The following is a 15,531-nucleotide window of genomic DNA, read 5'->3' on the forward strand; positions in this document are numbered from 1 at the left end:
GTGGAACAATTACTGGTACCACTCCTTGATTTGGAGGCGAATCACGCTCAAAAAATTAAGCGAGCTAGGTTTTAGATTTAAAGTGGCCTGAGCGCTAAAACTGACGAGAGCTATGGTTCTAAATCTTAAGTAAATCGAGATCTAAATCTGAATCGAACAAACGCTGTTCTTCCCCGCGTTTTTCGCTAAATAAACGGATTCATCAGCCGCTTTAATCAATTCATTCATGGTTTCGAATTCTTGGGTCATTTCAGCCACACCGACACTAATGCTGCCAATCCAAACTTGATGACTGGTTTCAACCTCTAATTCAGACACTTTCTGTCGAGTCGTTTCCGCGATGTGCATACCGCCTTTAAGATCGGTGTCAGGGCAAATAACCAAGAACTCATCGCCCCCTAATCGACACACAATATCGTCATTGCGAAACGCATTTTTCAGTTCACGCGAGAGGGTTTGTAGCACCAAGTCGCCTGCATCATGGCCACTGGTGTCATTAATGCGCTTGAAGTGGTCGGCATCAATCATGATGCACACTAAAGGCATGCCCAGTTCTTTGGAATCTTGCCAATGTAATGCTAACTGTTTAAAGGCACTACGACGGTTGGGTAATTTAGTGAGTGAGTCTGTTAGCGACAGTTCTTCGAGTTTCTTGTTCGCTTGTTTTAATTCTGCCGTCCGTTCCTCAACTTTGTCTTCGAGTAACTGGTTGAAGCGTAACAACTGTTTGTTGCGTTCAGAGACCTGCTCAAATAAGCCTTTCAGAGCGGCTAATAAAGGGAGGGTTGACGAGTCTCGCTGCTTTTCTTCTGCCTCAAAGGTTTCTAGTGGGGTTGCGCCCTCTTCTATAGCGGCCATTTGTCGCGCCATGTTTTGGTCGATGCCGAGGATGTGATAAGCAAGCCAATGGATCAAGAAATCAAGTAACTGCCGTGCTGACGACTGATCTTCTTCCAAGATGAAGGCTTGCATACTGTAGATATCTCGCATAAATACACGATGCACTTTGATGTGCTCTTCAATGTGTAACTCATACACTCCGCAATCTCTCATCAAAGATTCTTCTTCTTTAAAGTGAAATTCGGCATAGCGTGTGAGGTCGAGTAAAGCGACGTTCATGTCGTCTATAGAGATCGTATTCTCTGACAACAGGTTTCCGTAGTGATTGATAAAACCAACAAGGTATTGATGTTGTTCGTCTACGACACCAATACCTGTTTCAAAGTTTTTATCCCAATTAAATGAATTCATAAATCCCTTAGGGCCGATACCACCAGCACAACTTACATGCATATTCGGAGGTTATAGAGGTTCGAAAAATATAACCATCTTACCTGTGGGGCTTTTCGATTGTTTGATCCACTTTATAAAAAGACGACGTTGAACATTCTAAATATGGCTCATCTTAAATTTGAGACGCTCCCCTTAAGAAGAACGCCTCATGAAGCTAATATTAACTTTTCGGAAATGCCAATTTTTTGGAAACGCTAACTTGTTGGAAATGCTCACTTTTTGTAAAGGCTAAAAATAATATTCCAACGCCATCTCAACAAAGTCGTCCTTACGCGCAAAGAACAACAAGTCTTCTGGGGTTTCGTTCTCAAACAACCAAGCGTTGAGTCGCCACTTGAGGTTGTTGTTGATACGGCTTGATGCTTCCAGCTTGGCACTGTAGACATCGCTGTTATCTAAGTCTTGAGTGATGCCTGTAAGCACTTCGGTGCCGTCTTCATCGTTCAAGGCGAAGCGCGCCCCGAGGAACACATCGTTTTGACCGATGGTTTGGGCGTTGTTGCCTCGGCTGTCATACAGGTATTCAGCAATGAAGCCGATATCCCAGTATGATTCAAGCGCCCCAACCCAAGTGTATTCAAAACCTGTCGCGACGCCAGTGTGGTTGTCGTAGCTGTCGCGATAAATACTTTCCAGCTTCCACAACCAATCGCCAATAATGCCTTGCACATCGAGTCCGAAGTGCTGCATTTGCGCGTAATACGGCTTGAGTTCATTGCCTTCTACACGATAATAAGGGTCGCGATTTGTGCCGCCTAAGTAGCTTAAACCGACATCCCAATCACCGTACATTTGGCTATAGCGCAGTGCTACATCAACGTGCTTTTCTTCTCTCGAAGATTCGTAAAGTGCATCGTCTGAAACGGGAACGGGCGTTCTTAGCCGACCGTCTTCCCCTGCGAAGGTACGCTCACGAAAATACGGCAATAACATGGCATCAATGGTTCCCCAGTCTTTGATCAAGGTGAAGTGCACCATAGGCTGACCCAATTTCGATTCACCATCGACCGATTCAATAGCATCGGTTTGGTTTACCACATCCACCAAGTGCGCCGATTCGGTTACGCCCCAGAACACCTTACCAACACCGGCTCGCAGTTCGTAATCGTCCCAATAATTGAGATACAGAGCTTCACGAACGTCGCCATGGGTTCGCTCATCGTCTTCGCTGTCTAGGCGGTAAAACGGCGTGAAGGTAAAGCTGCCATTGCCCTCTTGTTGTTCCCAATAAAACTCTGGTTGTAACACCAGCGAGCTTTGCCCTTTATCTTGCCCTTGCAAGCCGTCGCTAAAGAACTGCCTGTGTTCAAGGTTAACCTGCCCTGCTAGCTCCGGGGTGACCTGTTCTACGAATTCAGAGCTAAAACCAGCCGCAACACATGGCAACGACACCTGCATAAGCCCAACTGTCGCTGCCAAGGTTAAAGATAACTGCGTTCCTGTTAACACAATCCTTTTCATATTCTTGCCTTACTTTGCACGTTTGAGTGTGTTTTTCTGGAAATCTTTGTCCTTAAGACCAGTTTGGAACGCTAAATCTGTCGTGGTTAATACCGTGCTCTTGCCTGTTTGGTGGTTTTGCATCGACATAGTGTGCGCTCGCCAGTATTGGTTTAGGTATTGTTTGTAATCTTGGAACGAGAGAGTTTTCAGCAATGCGCCTTTACGGTCGTAAAACTCAACCTGAACGGGGCGGTAATATTGTTGGTCTAGCCATACTTTTTGCATGGTGTAGCCTGAATTTTTGTCGGTCGGAACTTGCTCCAAGACAAAGGTATCGACGCCTTCGATTTTGGCGTCTTCAATGTAGTTGAAGGTGTACTTTCCTAACTCGAACGAGCTCAAGTCTTCGTAAGCAAATTCACTGCCCATAAACGGGCCCGATTTGTTGCGTGAAGAGATGCGTTTTACACGTTTTAATGCAGGCAGATACAACCATTGGTCATCCGATTTAGAGATGTGTGAATGGTTCAAGAAAGCCGTGCCTTTTACGTCGCGAGGCTCATCAAAAATGGTCAGCCCTTTATCGCCATCGTCATCCACTTCTAACGACTTCAATCGCATTAGGCGCGAGCTACTTTCGCCTTGTTTGTTGCGAAGTAGCATTTCCATGGTCGCGACAGAATCGCCCCACCCCAGATCAACGGCTTTGCGTTGCTCTGCGATTTCTAGGCCTTTCGCAGGATCGGCTAACACTGGGAAGGCTAATAGCGCGCCCATCGTTAATGAGCTGGCGGTCAGTAATGTGGTAACGAATGTTTGTTTAACGCTTTTCATAAATTTCTCCTTGAGTCAGCCCACCGCAGCAGGCTGACGATTCCTTATTTGGTTGAAGCAGACAGTTCGCCAGTCGAGCTAGGCTGTGCTGATTTAGATGGCTCTGTTTTAGATAACTCGGCTTTAGATAGCTCTGATTCGTGCTGAGGTTTATCTGAATAGTGCGTCTGTTTGTCGAAGATCATCAGCAAGCTAGGTAGCAAGATGAAGTCGACTACTAGCGCAATGAAAATCACAATCGCGCTGAGTAAACCCATGTCGGAATTGAGTCTGAAACTCGACATCGCCAGCACTGAGAAACCAGCCACAAGCACGACAGTGGTGATCCACAATGCGCGTCCAACGGTGTGGAAGGCGTAACGCACCGCTTCTTCCGCTGATTTCCCTTCCATTCTGGCACGTTGGTATTTACTCAAGAAGTGCACCGCATCATCAACCACAATACCTAGAGTGAGTGTCACAACTACGGACAAACCAAGGTTGATTTCACCGGAGATAAGCGCCCATAAACCAAAGCCAATGATCGCAGGCGCAATGTTTGGCACTAGGCTGATCATGCCTAAGCGAACCGAGTGCAATGCAAAGATCATCAGGCCAGAGATAAGTACTAAGGTGATAGGCAGAGTTGATAGCATGCTCGCCATGTTGGTTTCGCCAATGTGGGCAAACATCAGTGATGGGCTCGATGCCACCACTTCATACTGAGGTGCATTGGCTGCAAACCATGAGTAAATGCGCTCTTCGAGTTCCACTAGCTCAACGCTGCCAAGGTTGTCGACGGTCAGTACCATTTTGATCGATGACTTATCGACGTTGATCTGGTTGTTCAAGTCCAAGCCATACGGCAGAGACATCTCGTAAAGCAGCAGGTATTGTGCGGCAAGTTCACGGTTTAGCGGCAGTTGGTAGTAGCTGTCATCGTCGCCATGCATGTTCTTATTCAAACGCATGTAAACATCAGAAAGCGTTGCCACATGGTCGGTTTCTGGTTGAACGCGTAGCCACTCGGTAAAGTCGCCAATCGCTTGCAAGAACACAGGATCAGCAATCGCTTGAGACTCGTTGGTTTTCACTGCGATGCTGATGGTCGTCATGCCGCTTACGGTCTCTTCCATGAAGTCGGCCGCTTGTCTGAATTCACTTGAGGTATCGAAATACTTCACCGATTCATCGTTGACTTTGTTGAGTGGAATTAACGCGGCAGCGCCAACAATCACTAAGGTAGAAATTGGCAGCAGTGCTTTGCGGTTAGCCACCACAAAATCACCGAGCTTATCCATAAAGGTGACTTTGTCTGCCGCCTTAGGATTGGCAGATAGACGTTTAACTGGCAGCAGTTTTAACAATGCAGGCAACATAGTTACAGATAGGAAGCACGCGATGAGTACGCCTAGTGCCGACAAGTTACCGAAGTCTCGCAATACGGGAGAATCCGACATGTTCATCATCAAGAAGCCAATCGCGGTGGTCACCGAAGTAATCAGAATTGGCATCGCGTTCAGCTTGATGCTGTATTGAATGGCTTGTGCTTTCTCCATCCCGCGCTGCATGGCTTGTCTCATGGTCACAATCACGTGAACACAATCGGCAACGGCAAGGGTTAATACCAAGGTTGGAACGTTAACCGTCGCAGTGCTGAGGAACATCCCTGCCCAGCCAGACAAACCCATGGTCGCGACAATCGAAGAGATAATCACAACTAAGGTCGCCACCACGCTAAAGAATGAGCGCAACATAAAGGTCAGGAATACCAACACCACCAACAGCATTAATGGCACCAGTGTTGAGCTGTCTTCTTGAGCCGAAGTCATAAAGGCGTTGTTCATGGCAATGATGCCCGCTTTATGGAATTCGACGTTGGGATATTGTGCTTCGTAGCGGTCAATCATAGCGTTGATGGCCGCAATGACTTCTTGCACTTCCGCCGTTTTGTCCACTTCAGGCAATTGCACGGTGACGTTAACAATCGTCACATCGCCGGAGGCCGATACTAAAGCATTCTTAAGCAGTGGTTCGTTGAGCGCGATCTGTTTTACTTTGGCAATTCGCTCAGGCGTGTGCTCGTATTCTTCGTACAGCAAGTCTTCCACTAACAGGTCATCTTCAACCGCTTCGGTATGCTGATAATTGGCAAGCGAATCGACACGGCTTGAGTACGGGATCTGCCACGCATCGACCGTGAGGTTTTGAATTAGAGTGAGGGTTTCTGGAGTGAAGACATTACCGCCTTCAGGTGCGACGACAATCGCGAGGTTGTCAGTTTTCGCAAAGGTGGTTTGGATTTCATCGAACGCCATCAACTGTTTGTTGGTGCCTTCGAAGAAGATGTTGTAGTCCCCTCTAAAGTAGAGGTTCTTCGCCCCTAATGCAGAGAGCATGATGATTGAAAAAACCACCAGCAGAACGATAAACGAACGCTTGGTCGGTATTGAGTGCCAACTGTTATTTAGATCCCCGTTTACGCTATCGACATTACGGTTATCTCGATTTTGCTGATCGAAAGCGGGCTTCTGGCTGTCATGTTCCATCACAGTCTCCATTTGTGACGATTCGTCATAGTTGTGTCTTAAAAAGCCAGCCGAAGCTGACAAAAACACAATTCTTAGTCATATACTCAAGAAAACCAAAACCACACTAGGCTAAACTTAAGTTTATGACGAATCGTCACTAATGGTTATTAATAAACCCACATAGGTGGGCTTAGTTGAAGCTTATCGACCTACTGACTCTAAGTAAGCGACTTCTTCACTGAACAGTTCTTGTTCTACACGGCGCCAGGTTTTGCGGTAGTCCCAATCAGTAGAAAGAGGCTGCCAGTTGAGGCCGTCTAAAATCATGTTCGCGTTATGTAATACTGAATACGGGTCTTGTAACCGCTTGATACAATGACTGTTTGAAGCATTCTGAGACAAAGCATTTGAACCAAATGCGATTGACCAGTTGGCGAATACGATGGCATCTGAACCCACGCCAGAAGAGAACTTTAGGTCACCGGCTTCTACTGCTTGATTGACGAGCAGATCCGCTTGTTCGATAACGATCTCTTCTAATTGATTCATCTCGGCCACGCGTGCACTGGAGGCTTTCTCTAGTACCCATGGGCTTTTCGCCATAATCGCGCAAGTTGATAATACCGGTTCCATACGAGCATAAACTCGGTACGCAACGTGCAATGCGACAATCTTTTCGCGAGAGTTGCCTTCAAACTCTCCAGAACGAGCAAACAACAGTGCCTCGGCCTTTAAAGAATGAATACATAACGCTAAAACCACGTCTTCTTTACTGCAAAAGTGATTGTATATCGTACCTTTAGAATAAGAGCTTGCCGCTGTTAGCCTATCCATCGTCAGGTTTCCGAACCCTTGTTCTCGAACCAGATCTTTTGCTAACAACATCAATTCTACTTCTCGGTCTGCGATAGACTGCTGCTTTTTAGACAACACGCCTTTGCAACCAAAGATACCTTGTTTATCGCCTTTACAACTAAAGCCAAACATAATTTTTCAGTCCGTATATGAGCTTAGCCGTTACCTAAGCTTCGCCAGTATTTAAAACGCTCCTATCCAATATATTAACACGAATAGTAAATTCATGTGGTTAACCATTTTATGACGCTTCGTCATTTCTGACTTATCGTCATAATAGCGCAAATATTGATCATATCAAGGTGTTTTATAAATTAAATACAACTTATGAATGTATGGATAAATAGGTCAATAAGTAGATAAAGAAATCATCAACAGTCACTAGAGAGAGAAGATAGGCGCTTTCATGAAGACAACACGAAAGTTTAGAAGCTCATTCTTAACGTTAATAGACCGCGTTATTTTAAGCCTTGGTGCAGAATCTGCCCCGAAAAAGACGCCCGTAAACCCCATCTTTAGCCACCTTCTGACCTAGAATGAATGAGTGTAGGCTTACTTTTTGGGGCAGACCTCTCCTTATGGTCAATATTTGGCTTACTAATGTCGTTTTCTGTTAAGTTGCTATAAATTCGGTAAGGGGTGACTTACAATAGTGACAACGACTTACCTTTTTTGAGAACACGATATTGAGCGCCAAATATTCTTATTTAGCTTGGCAAGTGAATACTTCTAGCCCAGCAGAAAAGCTGGTTTTATTGATGCTTGCAGATGGTGCTGATGAATTCGGTTACACCAATGTGTGCCTACAAACGGCAGGTCAGCTTTGTGCTCTCTCTACGTTTGGTTTAGCCGACTGCCTTAAGTGTTTAGTCGACCAAGGTTTCCTCGATAAGGTGAAAGTAGACTATCGAGATAAGAAAGAGATTCACGTTTTCAAAATGCTCATTGAGCAAGAGCAAGCTACGGCGCACGTTGAGGTTCAACCGACCAATAGTATTCCGGTCTACTCTACTGCACCTGCACCTGCACCTGCACCTGCACCCAAGTTTCAGCCTGCTCCGGCACCAATGCAACACATGCAGCAGGCCCCTCGCCCACAAGGTCGAGGCTCAATGAACAGCAACACCGTCTCTACTCATGATCTCAACGAAGAAGAGATACCATCATGGGCAGAACGTGCGTTTAAATTCTCCGGTTTGACCGGTGACCATAGTTTAGTATGGAAGAAATTTGTCCTCTGGTATAAAGCCAAAGCCAATGAATTAATGCCATTATCTCGGATTGAATCCAAGCTGCAGTACTGGCTAGTTAACGAGAAGCAAAATGAAAGACAACAACAGCAGAAGACCTCTCAATATTCAGGAAATGCAGGACAAGCTCAAGGAAATGGGTATAGACAAAAGCTTAGCCCATCTGAACGCTTCAGGCAGCAGCTCATTCAAAAAGGCAAAAAGCCAACCTTCTGAGCCAGCTCAACCTGTTGTACCTGACGCTACAGGTCCATTAGTACCTGAAGTGATTGAAGCGCAAAGTACCGAAGTGAAAGTAGCGGCTGCACAAGCTGCGGATTCTGGTGCGTCTCAACAAGTACCTGTTGTTGATCAAGATCCTGCAGAGCTGGAACTAACCGATTGGTGTATTCACGTGTTCGGCTCTTTCTTGAGCGTGTACGAAACGCAGTGGGAATATCAGTACGGTAGTGAGCCAAGCGGTAAGTTCATTGAGTTTGCCAACTCTGTTGATTCAGACGGCCTTAACCGCGTTTTAATGCACTGCCACGAACGTATTCAGCTTGGCAACAGCTGGCCGCCGCAAATGGGTGAGCTGTGGATCCTGAAAGATTCTTTAACTGAAGAAGAGTTGCTGGATAGCCGTATCCGTGTGTTGTCTCGCACCGCTGCCAACAAAATTGAAAAATGGCTGATTCAGAACAAACTGTATGACTTGAAGCGTACGGCTGAAAACAAGCTGGATGGTCTGTTTAAGAAGTACTACTTGGAAGCAAAACGTTTAGATGAGAAAGGCATGCTGGAAACTGAGTTACCGCAATTCCTGCTTGCCGCTAACTCAGTGAAAAACCTAAACGATTTAAAACGTGAAGAGTACGAAAGCCAGCACGGCAAAGCGATTAACCCAAGAATCCAGCGTATTCTGAACAGTAAAAAGTAACCGTCTACCCGCTGCCTGTTAGAAGAAAACAGAGTTGCAATTACCCGGTTAACAGATACAAAAATGCCAGCTATTAAGCTGGCATTTTTTATTGAGTTCTTACGAACTCTTTAGCGACTAACCGACCGTTATTTACGATCGTCTTACTGATTAATTACAGTAGGTGGATAGTTGCGTTTAGAGAGAAAACGCCAGAGTCGTCATCTTTCATTTTGAAGTTTTGGTAGCTAGCGCCTACAGATAGTGGACCAAAGATAAAGTATTCAGCGCCTACAGCGTACATTACGTCTACATCGTCTTGCTTGAAGTTATCGCCTTTCACTTCGTATGAGTGAAGACCACCCTTCGCGTATACGTGAAGAGGACCGAAGTCGATGCTTGGTTTGATCGCTAGGTAAGCAGTGCTTACGTCAACACCTTGTTTAGCACGGTTGCCGTAGCTAACGTTGTCGAAAGAACCTAGATCCCAGTAACCCGCTTCAACACCGATTAGTGGAAGGATACCTGTACCTACGTGGATGCCCACCGCGTTTTCATCTTCACCAGCGAATGAGTTTTGACCACCCATTACACCGCCGTACAACCAAGAATCAGCCATTGCTGTTGAAGATGCACCTAGTAGTGCTAGTGCCAATAACGTTTTTTTCATATTCGACCTTTTTCGTCCTAGTGGCAGGCCTTGAGTGGTAATAAATTGCCACCAAGTCGCCCTGTATGTAATAACTATTCAATTAGTAATGCAATAAGCAAGATTTATACCCAAACCTTGCCATTGCGTCTAGCTTTATTCCTTTAGCAAGCATCAATCGCGTTTTTAACACGCTTATCTGATACTGGGTAAGGCGTACCGAGCTGCTGTGCGAAGAAGCTTACACGAAGCTCTTCTATCATCCAACGCACCTCTTTTACATTTTCTGGAACCGCGATCCCTTTTGGAATTTTATTCAGCAGTTCTTTGTAATCATTCATTACTGACTCAACTTTGATCATGTGAAGACGATCTTTGTTCGGGTCAATTGGCAGTTTTTCCATGCGGCGTTCAATCGCTCTCATATAGCGTAGAATATCCGGCAAGCGTTTCCACCCACATTCTGTGGCAAAACCCTTAAAAATCAAACCTTCTACTTGAGCTTTTATGTCAGAAAGTGCGAATGCCATAGAAAGATCCACGCGTCCTTTCAGCTTTTTACTGATGCTGAATGCCGTGGTTAGGATGGTTTCAACCTGTTGAGCAATCTCTACTACGGTATCACCCAGCTCTGCACGTACGTGTTCTTTCAGAGCTTCAAACTGCTCTGGTTCCCAAACCAAACCGCCCTTCTCTTCAATCAGCTTATCAATACCACAAGCGATACAGTCATCGATAAGATCGAGTACCTGTCCGTATGGGTTGAAGTACAAGCCAAGTTTCGATTTGTTCGGCAGGTTCGAGTGCAAGTATTTGATCGGTGATGGCACGTTCAACAAGATTAAACGACGCTGACCCGATTTCATTGCCGAGATTTGCTCTTGCTCGGTTTCGAACAGTTTGATCTCTACGCTGTCTTTGGTATCCACCAGCGCAGGGAAGGCTTTAACTTCGTAGCCACCACGTTTCTGTTGGTAGACTTTTGGTAATTCACCAAAGCTCCACGTGTGCAGGTTCTGCTGCTCGATATCGTCGTCTGCCACTTTAGAAAGCGTTTCTTGAACCTTGTCTTTCAGGCTCTCTTTCAACTCATGCAGATCTTTCTGTTCTTTCAGCTTACGCTTGCGATGATCTACAGCGCGGAATGTTACCTTTAAGTGCTCAGGGATCTGGTCTAACTTCCAGTCATCACGTACCACTTCCACACCCGTCATGCGGCGTAGCTCTTTCTCAAGAGAATCCAGTAACGGTGCTTCAAGCGGTGTCACACGTGCCAAGAATGCATCTGCGTAGTTTGGCGCAGGTACAAAGTTACGGCGTAGCGTTTTAGGTAACGACTTAATCAAGCTAATTACTAGCTCTTGACGTAGACCCGGGATCTGCCAATCAAAACCGTTCTGGTCGATCTGGTTCAAGATAGGCAGCGGAATGTGTACCGTTACACCATCGTTATCGTCGCCCGGCTCAAATTGGTAACTCAGCTTGAGCTTGATACCGTTTTGGTGCCAGAAGTTCGGGTAATCCAGATCGGTAACGTGGCTAGCATCACCGCGGAACAGCATCGATTTTTCAAAGTTAAGCAGCTCAGGGGTTTTCTGACTGGTCTTCTTCCACCATGTATCAAAGTGACGGCCAGAAACCGCCTCTTCACCAACACGCTGGTCATAGAAATCGAACAGTTCATCATCGTCGATCAAGATGTCACGACGACGCGATTTATGCTCTAGCTCTTCGACTTCTTGTAGAAGCTTACGGTTCTGCTTGAAGAACGTATGTTTGGTTTCCCACTCACCTTCAACCAATGCACTGCGTACAAACAATTCACGGCTGACAGTGGCATCAATCGCACCGTAGTTAACTAAGCGTTTTGGAATGATTGGGATTCCGTAAAGCATCACTTTTTCGTGTGCCATTACCGCTGCTTGTTTCTTCGACCAATGTGGTTCGCTGTAACTGCGTTTAATCAGGTGTTTCGCTAGCGGTTCAATCCATTCAGGTTGAATCTTCGCGATAACACGGCCCCAAAGTTTTGAGGTTTCTACCAGCTCCGCAGACATGATCCACTTAGGCTGTTTCTTAAATAGGCCAGACGCAGGGAAGATGTGGAAGCGTGCATTACGTGCACCTTGATACTCATTCTTCTCTTGGTCTTTCATACCGATGTGCGAAAGCAGACCTGATAGCAGTGACATGTGAATGCCATCGTAGCTGCCCGGTTCTGTATTCAACTTAGTATCTAGCTCACGCATTGCTTGGTGAATTTGGAAGTACACATCTTGCCATTCACGGATACGTAAATAGTTGAGGTAATCTTGCTTACACTGTTTGCGGAACTGGTTACTCGACAATGCTTTTTGCTGCTGCTTGATGTAATCCCATAAGTTCACAAACGTGATGAAGTCAGACTCTTTATCGAAGAAACGCTTGTGCTTGTCATCAGACGATTGTTGCTTATCTGATGGACGCTCACGCGGATCTTGAATCGACAACGCAGACGCGATCACCATCACTTCGTGTAGGCATCGGTTACGTGGCGCTTCAATTACCATACGCGCTAAACGTGGATCGATAGGCAGTTTTGCCAGCTTACGACCAATCGCGGTTAGCTTCTTCTTGTCGTCGCCGTGGTTCTTGTTTTTGTTCGCTGACGGTTCAACGGTGGCGATCGCACCAAGCTCTTCAAGCAGCCTTACACCGTCTTGAATGTTGCGCTTATCGGGCGCTTCAACAAATGGGAACGCTTGAATATCGCCTAGGCCTAGCGCTGTCATCTGAAGGATAACCGATGCTAGGTTAGTACGAAGAATCTCTGGGTCAGTAAACTCTGGGCGTGACTCGAAATCTTCCTCAGAGTACAAACGAATACAGATACCTTCTGCAACACGACCACAACGACCTTTACGCTGGTTTGCACTCGCTTGAGACACTGGCTCAATCGGTAGACGTTGTACTTTAGTACGATAGCTGTAGCGGCTAATACGCGCCGTACCCGGGTCGATAACATACTTGATGCCCGGAACGGTTAACGAGGTTTCTGCCACGTTGGTTGCCAGAACGATGCGTCGACCAGTATGAGACTGGAAGATACGGTTCTGCTCACCCGCCGATAGACGCGCGTAAAGCGGGACAATTTCGGTATCACGAAGGTTGCGTTTACTTAATGCATCTGCGGTATCACGAATTTCTCGCTCACCGTTCATGAAGATCAAGATATCGCCAAGGCCTTCATCACACAGCTCATCAACGGCTTCAAAGATGCCTTCGATTTGGTCGCGGTCTGAATCACTTTCATCACCACCTAATGGGCGGTAACGCGTATCAACTGGGTAAGTACGACCAGACACTTCAATGATCGGTGCATTGTTAAAGTGCTTAGAGAAACGCTCTGGATCGATGGTTGCCGACGTGATGATCACTTTCAGATCAGGACGCTTTGGCAGTAACTCTTTCAGGTAACCCATGATGAAATCGATGTTCAGGCTACGTTCGTGCGCTTCATCGATAATGATGGTGTCGTACTGATTTAAGAAACGGTCGTGTTGAATCTCCGCCAGTAGAATACCGTCGGTCATCAGTTTGATTTGGGTATTGTCAGAAATCTGGTCGTTGAATCGAACCTTATAACCAACGAACTCACCCAGCTGTGTTTCCATCTCTTCAGCAATACGGTTCGCAACCGAACGCGCCGCAAGACGACGGGGCTGAGTGTGACCAATTAAGCCAAAGCGGCCGCGGCCAAGCTCAGAACAGATTTTTGGTAGCTGAGTGGTTTTACCCGAACCCGTTTCACCCGCCACGATAACCACTTGGTTTTCAGCGATGGCTTTCGCGATGTCTTCGCGCTTTTGGCTAACCGGGAGAATTTCTGGGTATTCAATCGTTGGTTTCTGTGCCGCGCGCTGAGTTGCCGTCATCATTGACTTAGCAATGTCTAACGCAATCTCATCAAAGACAGCGTGCTTAGCTTGTTCGTTCTTAATTTTACTCGCACCAGCAATTCGCTTACTCAAACGGAAGCGATCGCGCATCATACATTCGTTGAGCGCTTTACGAAGAGAGGCTGGGCTATTCTGAGATGATTTGTTGTTTGTCGCTGATTGTTCAGCAGATTTTTTCGATGCAGCTTGGTTTGGTTTCGCTTTGCTCTGTGAAGAACTTGGCTGTGCTGCATTCTTGTTGTTATCTGCTTTTTCCGGAGACGAAGTCAAAGCGTGTCCTATTCTTGTACTTATTAAACTCGCGCGATTATATCACAAGTCTCAAACAAAAAAGCCTGACAGCAAAGGGAAAACCTTTAGCTATCAGGCTGATTAATCTCGCTAACACTCGCAGGAGCTATGAAAGCGCGGTCAAATGTAATTCGTACTTAGTCAACTCTGGTTTAAAGCTAACGTTAAAAACTGCGCTTAAAACTCATATTGGAAGTAGACCGTGTTGTAGTTACTGCCGCCTTTGATACGACCATACTGAGAGGATTTTTCAAAGATCGCAGAACGATGATGCAATGAATAACCGAACCATAAGTTGTTCAAGTCATTCTTGCCAATCAAATCGCCAACGTTGACATCGAATGAGAAGTCTAAGTAGTTCAACAGATGACTGGCTGTGTAGCCTTTACGGTCCATCTCAGAGCCTTCGATATAGGTAATCGAATCGATGTAAGACATACCTTCTGCCACACCAACACGCCACTGAGTTGGCCAATCAAAGGTGTAGTACGCCTTGATTGCGATAATGTATTCGGTGCTGCTCGATTGAACGTCTGAACTCCAGTGGTGCGCAATACCTGGGGTTAAATAGATATCCAGTGGCAAACCGAAGATCTCATCGGTTAACGGGTGTCCATAGAAGAACGAGGTCAACTGGTTGTTGTATTCGTCTTTCTCTCGATTGAACTTCATGATGTCGCCAATATTGGATGGCGTTCCCCAGCCGTGTGCGACACGTAAGTACGGCGCATTGCTCAGTTTAGGTTTTGGCGCTTTCTCTTTGTCGTTAAAGAAACCAAAGCCAAGGTACAATTCCCCCTGATAACGGTCTTCAACAATCGAAGAATCGTAAGCGTTATCGTCCAATCGAGTCACACTGGTTGAACCCAATAAGTACAAGTTAGAAACCACATGGTAACGCGTTTCAACACCAACATTTAAGTCAACACCAGCACCAATGGTTTCATTAGATGCGGAGTAATACTCACTGTTGAAATCAGCACTTTTATAACGCAGCGTCGCGCTCGGGTAAAACTCCCAATCTCCAGTTTCATACTTGGCTTTAGCTCGTAAGTTACCGTGGAAGTTGTATTCACTGTCGCTCATTAACTCGGTCTCGGCAGACCAAGAATCATCAAGTTGGTAGGTCAGTTGAGCACCAAAGTCCGCCGTATCGCCTTCAATCGCGTTCTGCTCAGATGCAGGAATATCAATAAAGCGCATGCGAGAGATAGCATTGAAAGACCACTTCTCATCGTCAGTTTGATAGAGGTATGCCCCCATCTCAGTACCGTCAATAAACACATAATCGTTCTTGAAAAACAGCATCGGTACGAATGAGCTAACCGATTGGTCGCCACCAGACGTGTCATAAGGGATGCTTGCTGTACGGAACATTGCAGCGATGCCCCACTCTTGCTCTTCAGCGGCCCACGCATTAGCACTTACGAAAATGCCACTTAGGAAAGCGCTACCTAGTAAAACCAATCCAGATGAAGGAAGAGTCGGTAAATATTTGAGCTTCATTCTTGTGTAATTACTCTTTGAAAAAATATTGTGTTACTGATTAGACATTTATTAACCATGACGG

10 protein-coding genes are annotated in these 15,531 nt (G+C 46.0%); 2 read left to right on the forward strand and 8 right to left on the reverse strand.

All coding sequences use genetic code 11. The features are described from left to right. Nucleotides 1-141 precede the first annotated feature (141 nt). From AB4371_RS15265 to AB4371_RS15285, 5 genes are all read right to left on the reverse strand, one after another. On the reverse strand, nt 142-1,251 hold the full coding sequence (locus AB4371_RS15265; RefSeq protein ID WP_372150276.1) for a GGDEF domain-containing protein: 1,110 nt from the start codon (nt 1,249-1,251) through the stop codon (nt 142-144). Nucleotides 1,252-1,521: 270 nt separating this feature from the next. Then, nucleotides 1,522-2,754: a hypothetical protein gene (locus AB4371_RS15270; RefSeq protein WP_372150277.1), complete on the reverse strand. Its 1,233-nt coding sequence runs from the start codon at nt 2,752-2,754 to the stop codon at nt 1,522-1,524. A 9-nt stretch (nt 2,755-2,763) separates the two neighbouring features. Then, nucleotides 2,764-3,570, reverse strand: a complete 807-nt coding sequence (locus tag AB4371_RS15275) for an outer membrane lipoprotein-sorting protein (RefSeq protein WP_017083381.1) — start codon at nt 3,568-3,570, stop codon at nt 2,764-2,766. Nucleotides 3,571-3,614: 44 nt separating this feature from the next. Next, nucleotides 3,615-6,161 carry an RND family transporter gene (locus tag AB4371_RS15280; RefSeq protein ID WP_372150278.1) on the reverse strand — a complete coding sequence of 849 codons (2,547 nt, stop codon included), beginning with the start codon at nt 6,159-6,161 and terminating at the stop codon, nt 3,615-3,617. A gap of 120 nt (nt 6,162-6,281) precedes the next feature. Beyond that, nucleotides 6,282-7,067, reverse strand: coding sequence for a TetR/AcrR family transcriptional regulator (locus tag AB4371_RS15285; protein ID WP_372150279.1), 786 nt, complete (start codon nt 7,065-7,067; stop codon nt 6,282-6,284). A 554-nt stretch (nt 7,068-7,621) separates the two neighbouring features. Here AB4371_RS15285 and AB4371_RS15290 point away from each other — a divergent pair. Beyond that, entirely contained in the window at nt 7,622-8,401 is a 780-nt protein-coding gene (locus AB4371_RS15290) for a hypothetical protein (RefSeq protein ID WP_017083377.1), read from the forward strand. After that, nucleotides 8,322-9,104 carry a hypothetical protein gene (locus tag AB4371_RS15295; RefSeq protein WP_136974838.1) on the forward strand — a complete coding sequence of 261 codons (783 nt, stop codon included), beginning with the start codon at nt 8,322-8,324 and terminating at the stop codon, nt 9,102-9,104. The genes AB4371_RS15290 and AB4371_RS15295 overlap by 80 nt, the downstream gene beginning before the upstream one ends. A 154-nt stretch (nt 9,105-9,258) precedes the next feature. On the opposite strand, the gene AB4371_RS15300 is transcribed toward AB4371_RS15295, so the two are convergent. The 3 genes from AB4371_RS15300 to AB4371_RS15310 form a co-directional block, all read right to left on the reverse strand. Then, nucleotides 9,259-9,753, reverse strand: coding sequence for an outer membrane beta-barrel protein (locus AB4371_RS15300; protein ID WP_017060444.1), 495 nt, complete (start codon nt 9,751-9,753; stop codon nt 9,259-9,261). A 143-nt stretch (nt 9,754-9,896) separates the two neighbouring features. After that, entirely contained in the window at nt 9,897-13,940 is a 4,044-nt protein-coding gene (gene hrpA / locus AB4371_RS15305) for an ATP-dependent RNA helicase HrpA (protein ID WP_372150280.1), read from the reverse strand. Nucleotides 13,941-14,138: 198 nt separating this feature from the next. After that, nucleotides 14,139-15,467 carry a MipA/OmpV family protein gene (locus AB4371_RS15310; RefSeq protein ID WP_372055789.1) on the reverse strand — a complete coding sequence of 443 codons (1,329 nt, stop codon included), beginning with the start codon at nt 15,465-15,467 and terminating at the stop codon, nt 14,139-14,141. Nucleotides 15,468-15,531: the final 64 nt, after the last annotated feature.

Source organism: Vibrio sp. 10N.261.51.A3, from assembly GCF_041471965.1.
In the GTDB taxonomy this organism is placed as follows: Bacteria; Pseudomonadota; Gammaproteobacteria; order Enterobacterales; family Vibrionaceae; genus Vibrio; species Vibrio crassostreae_C.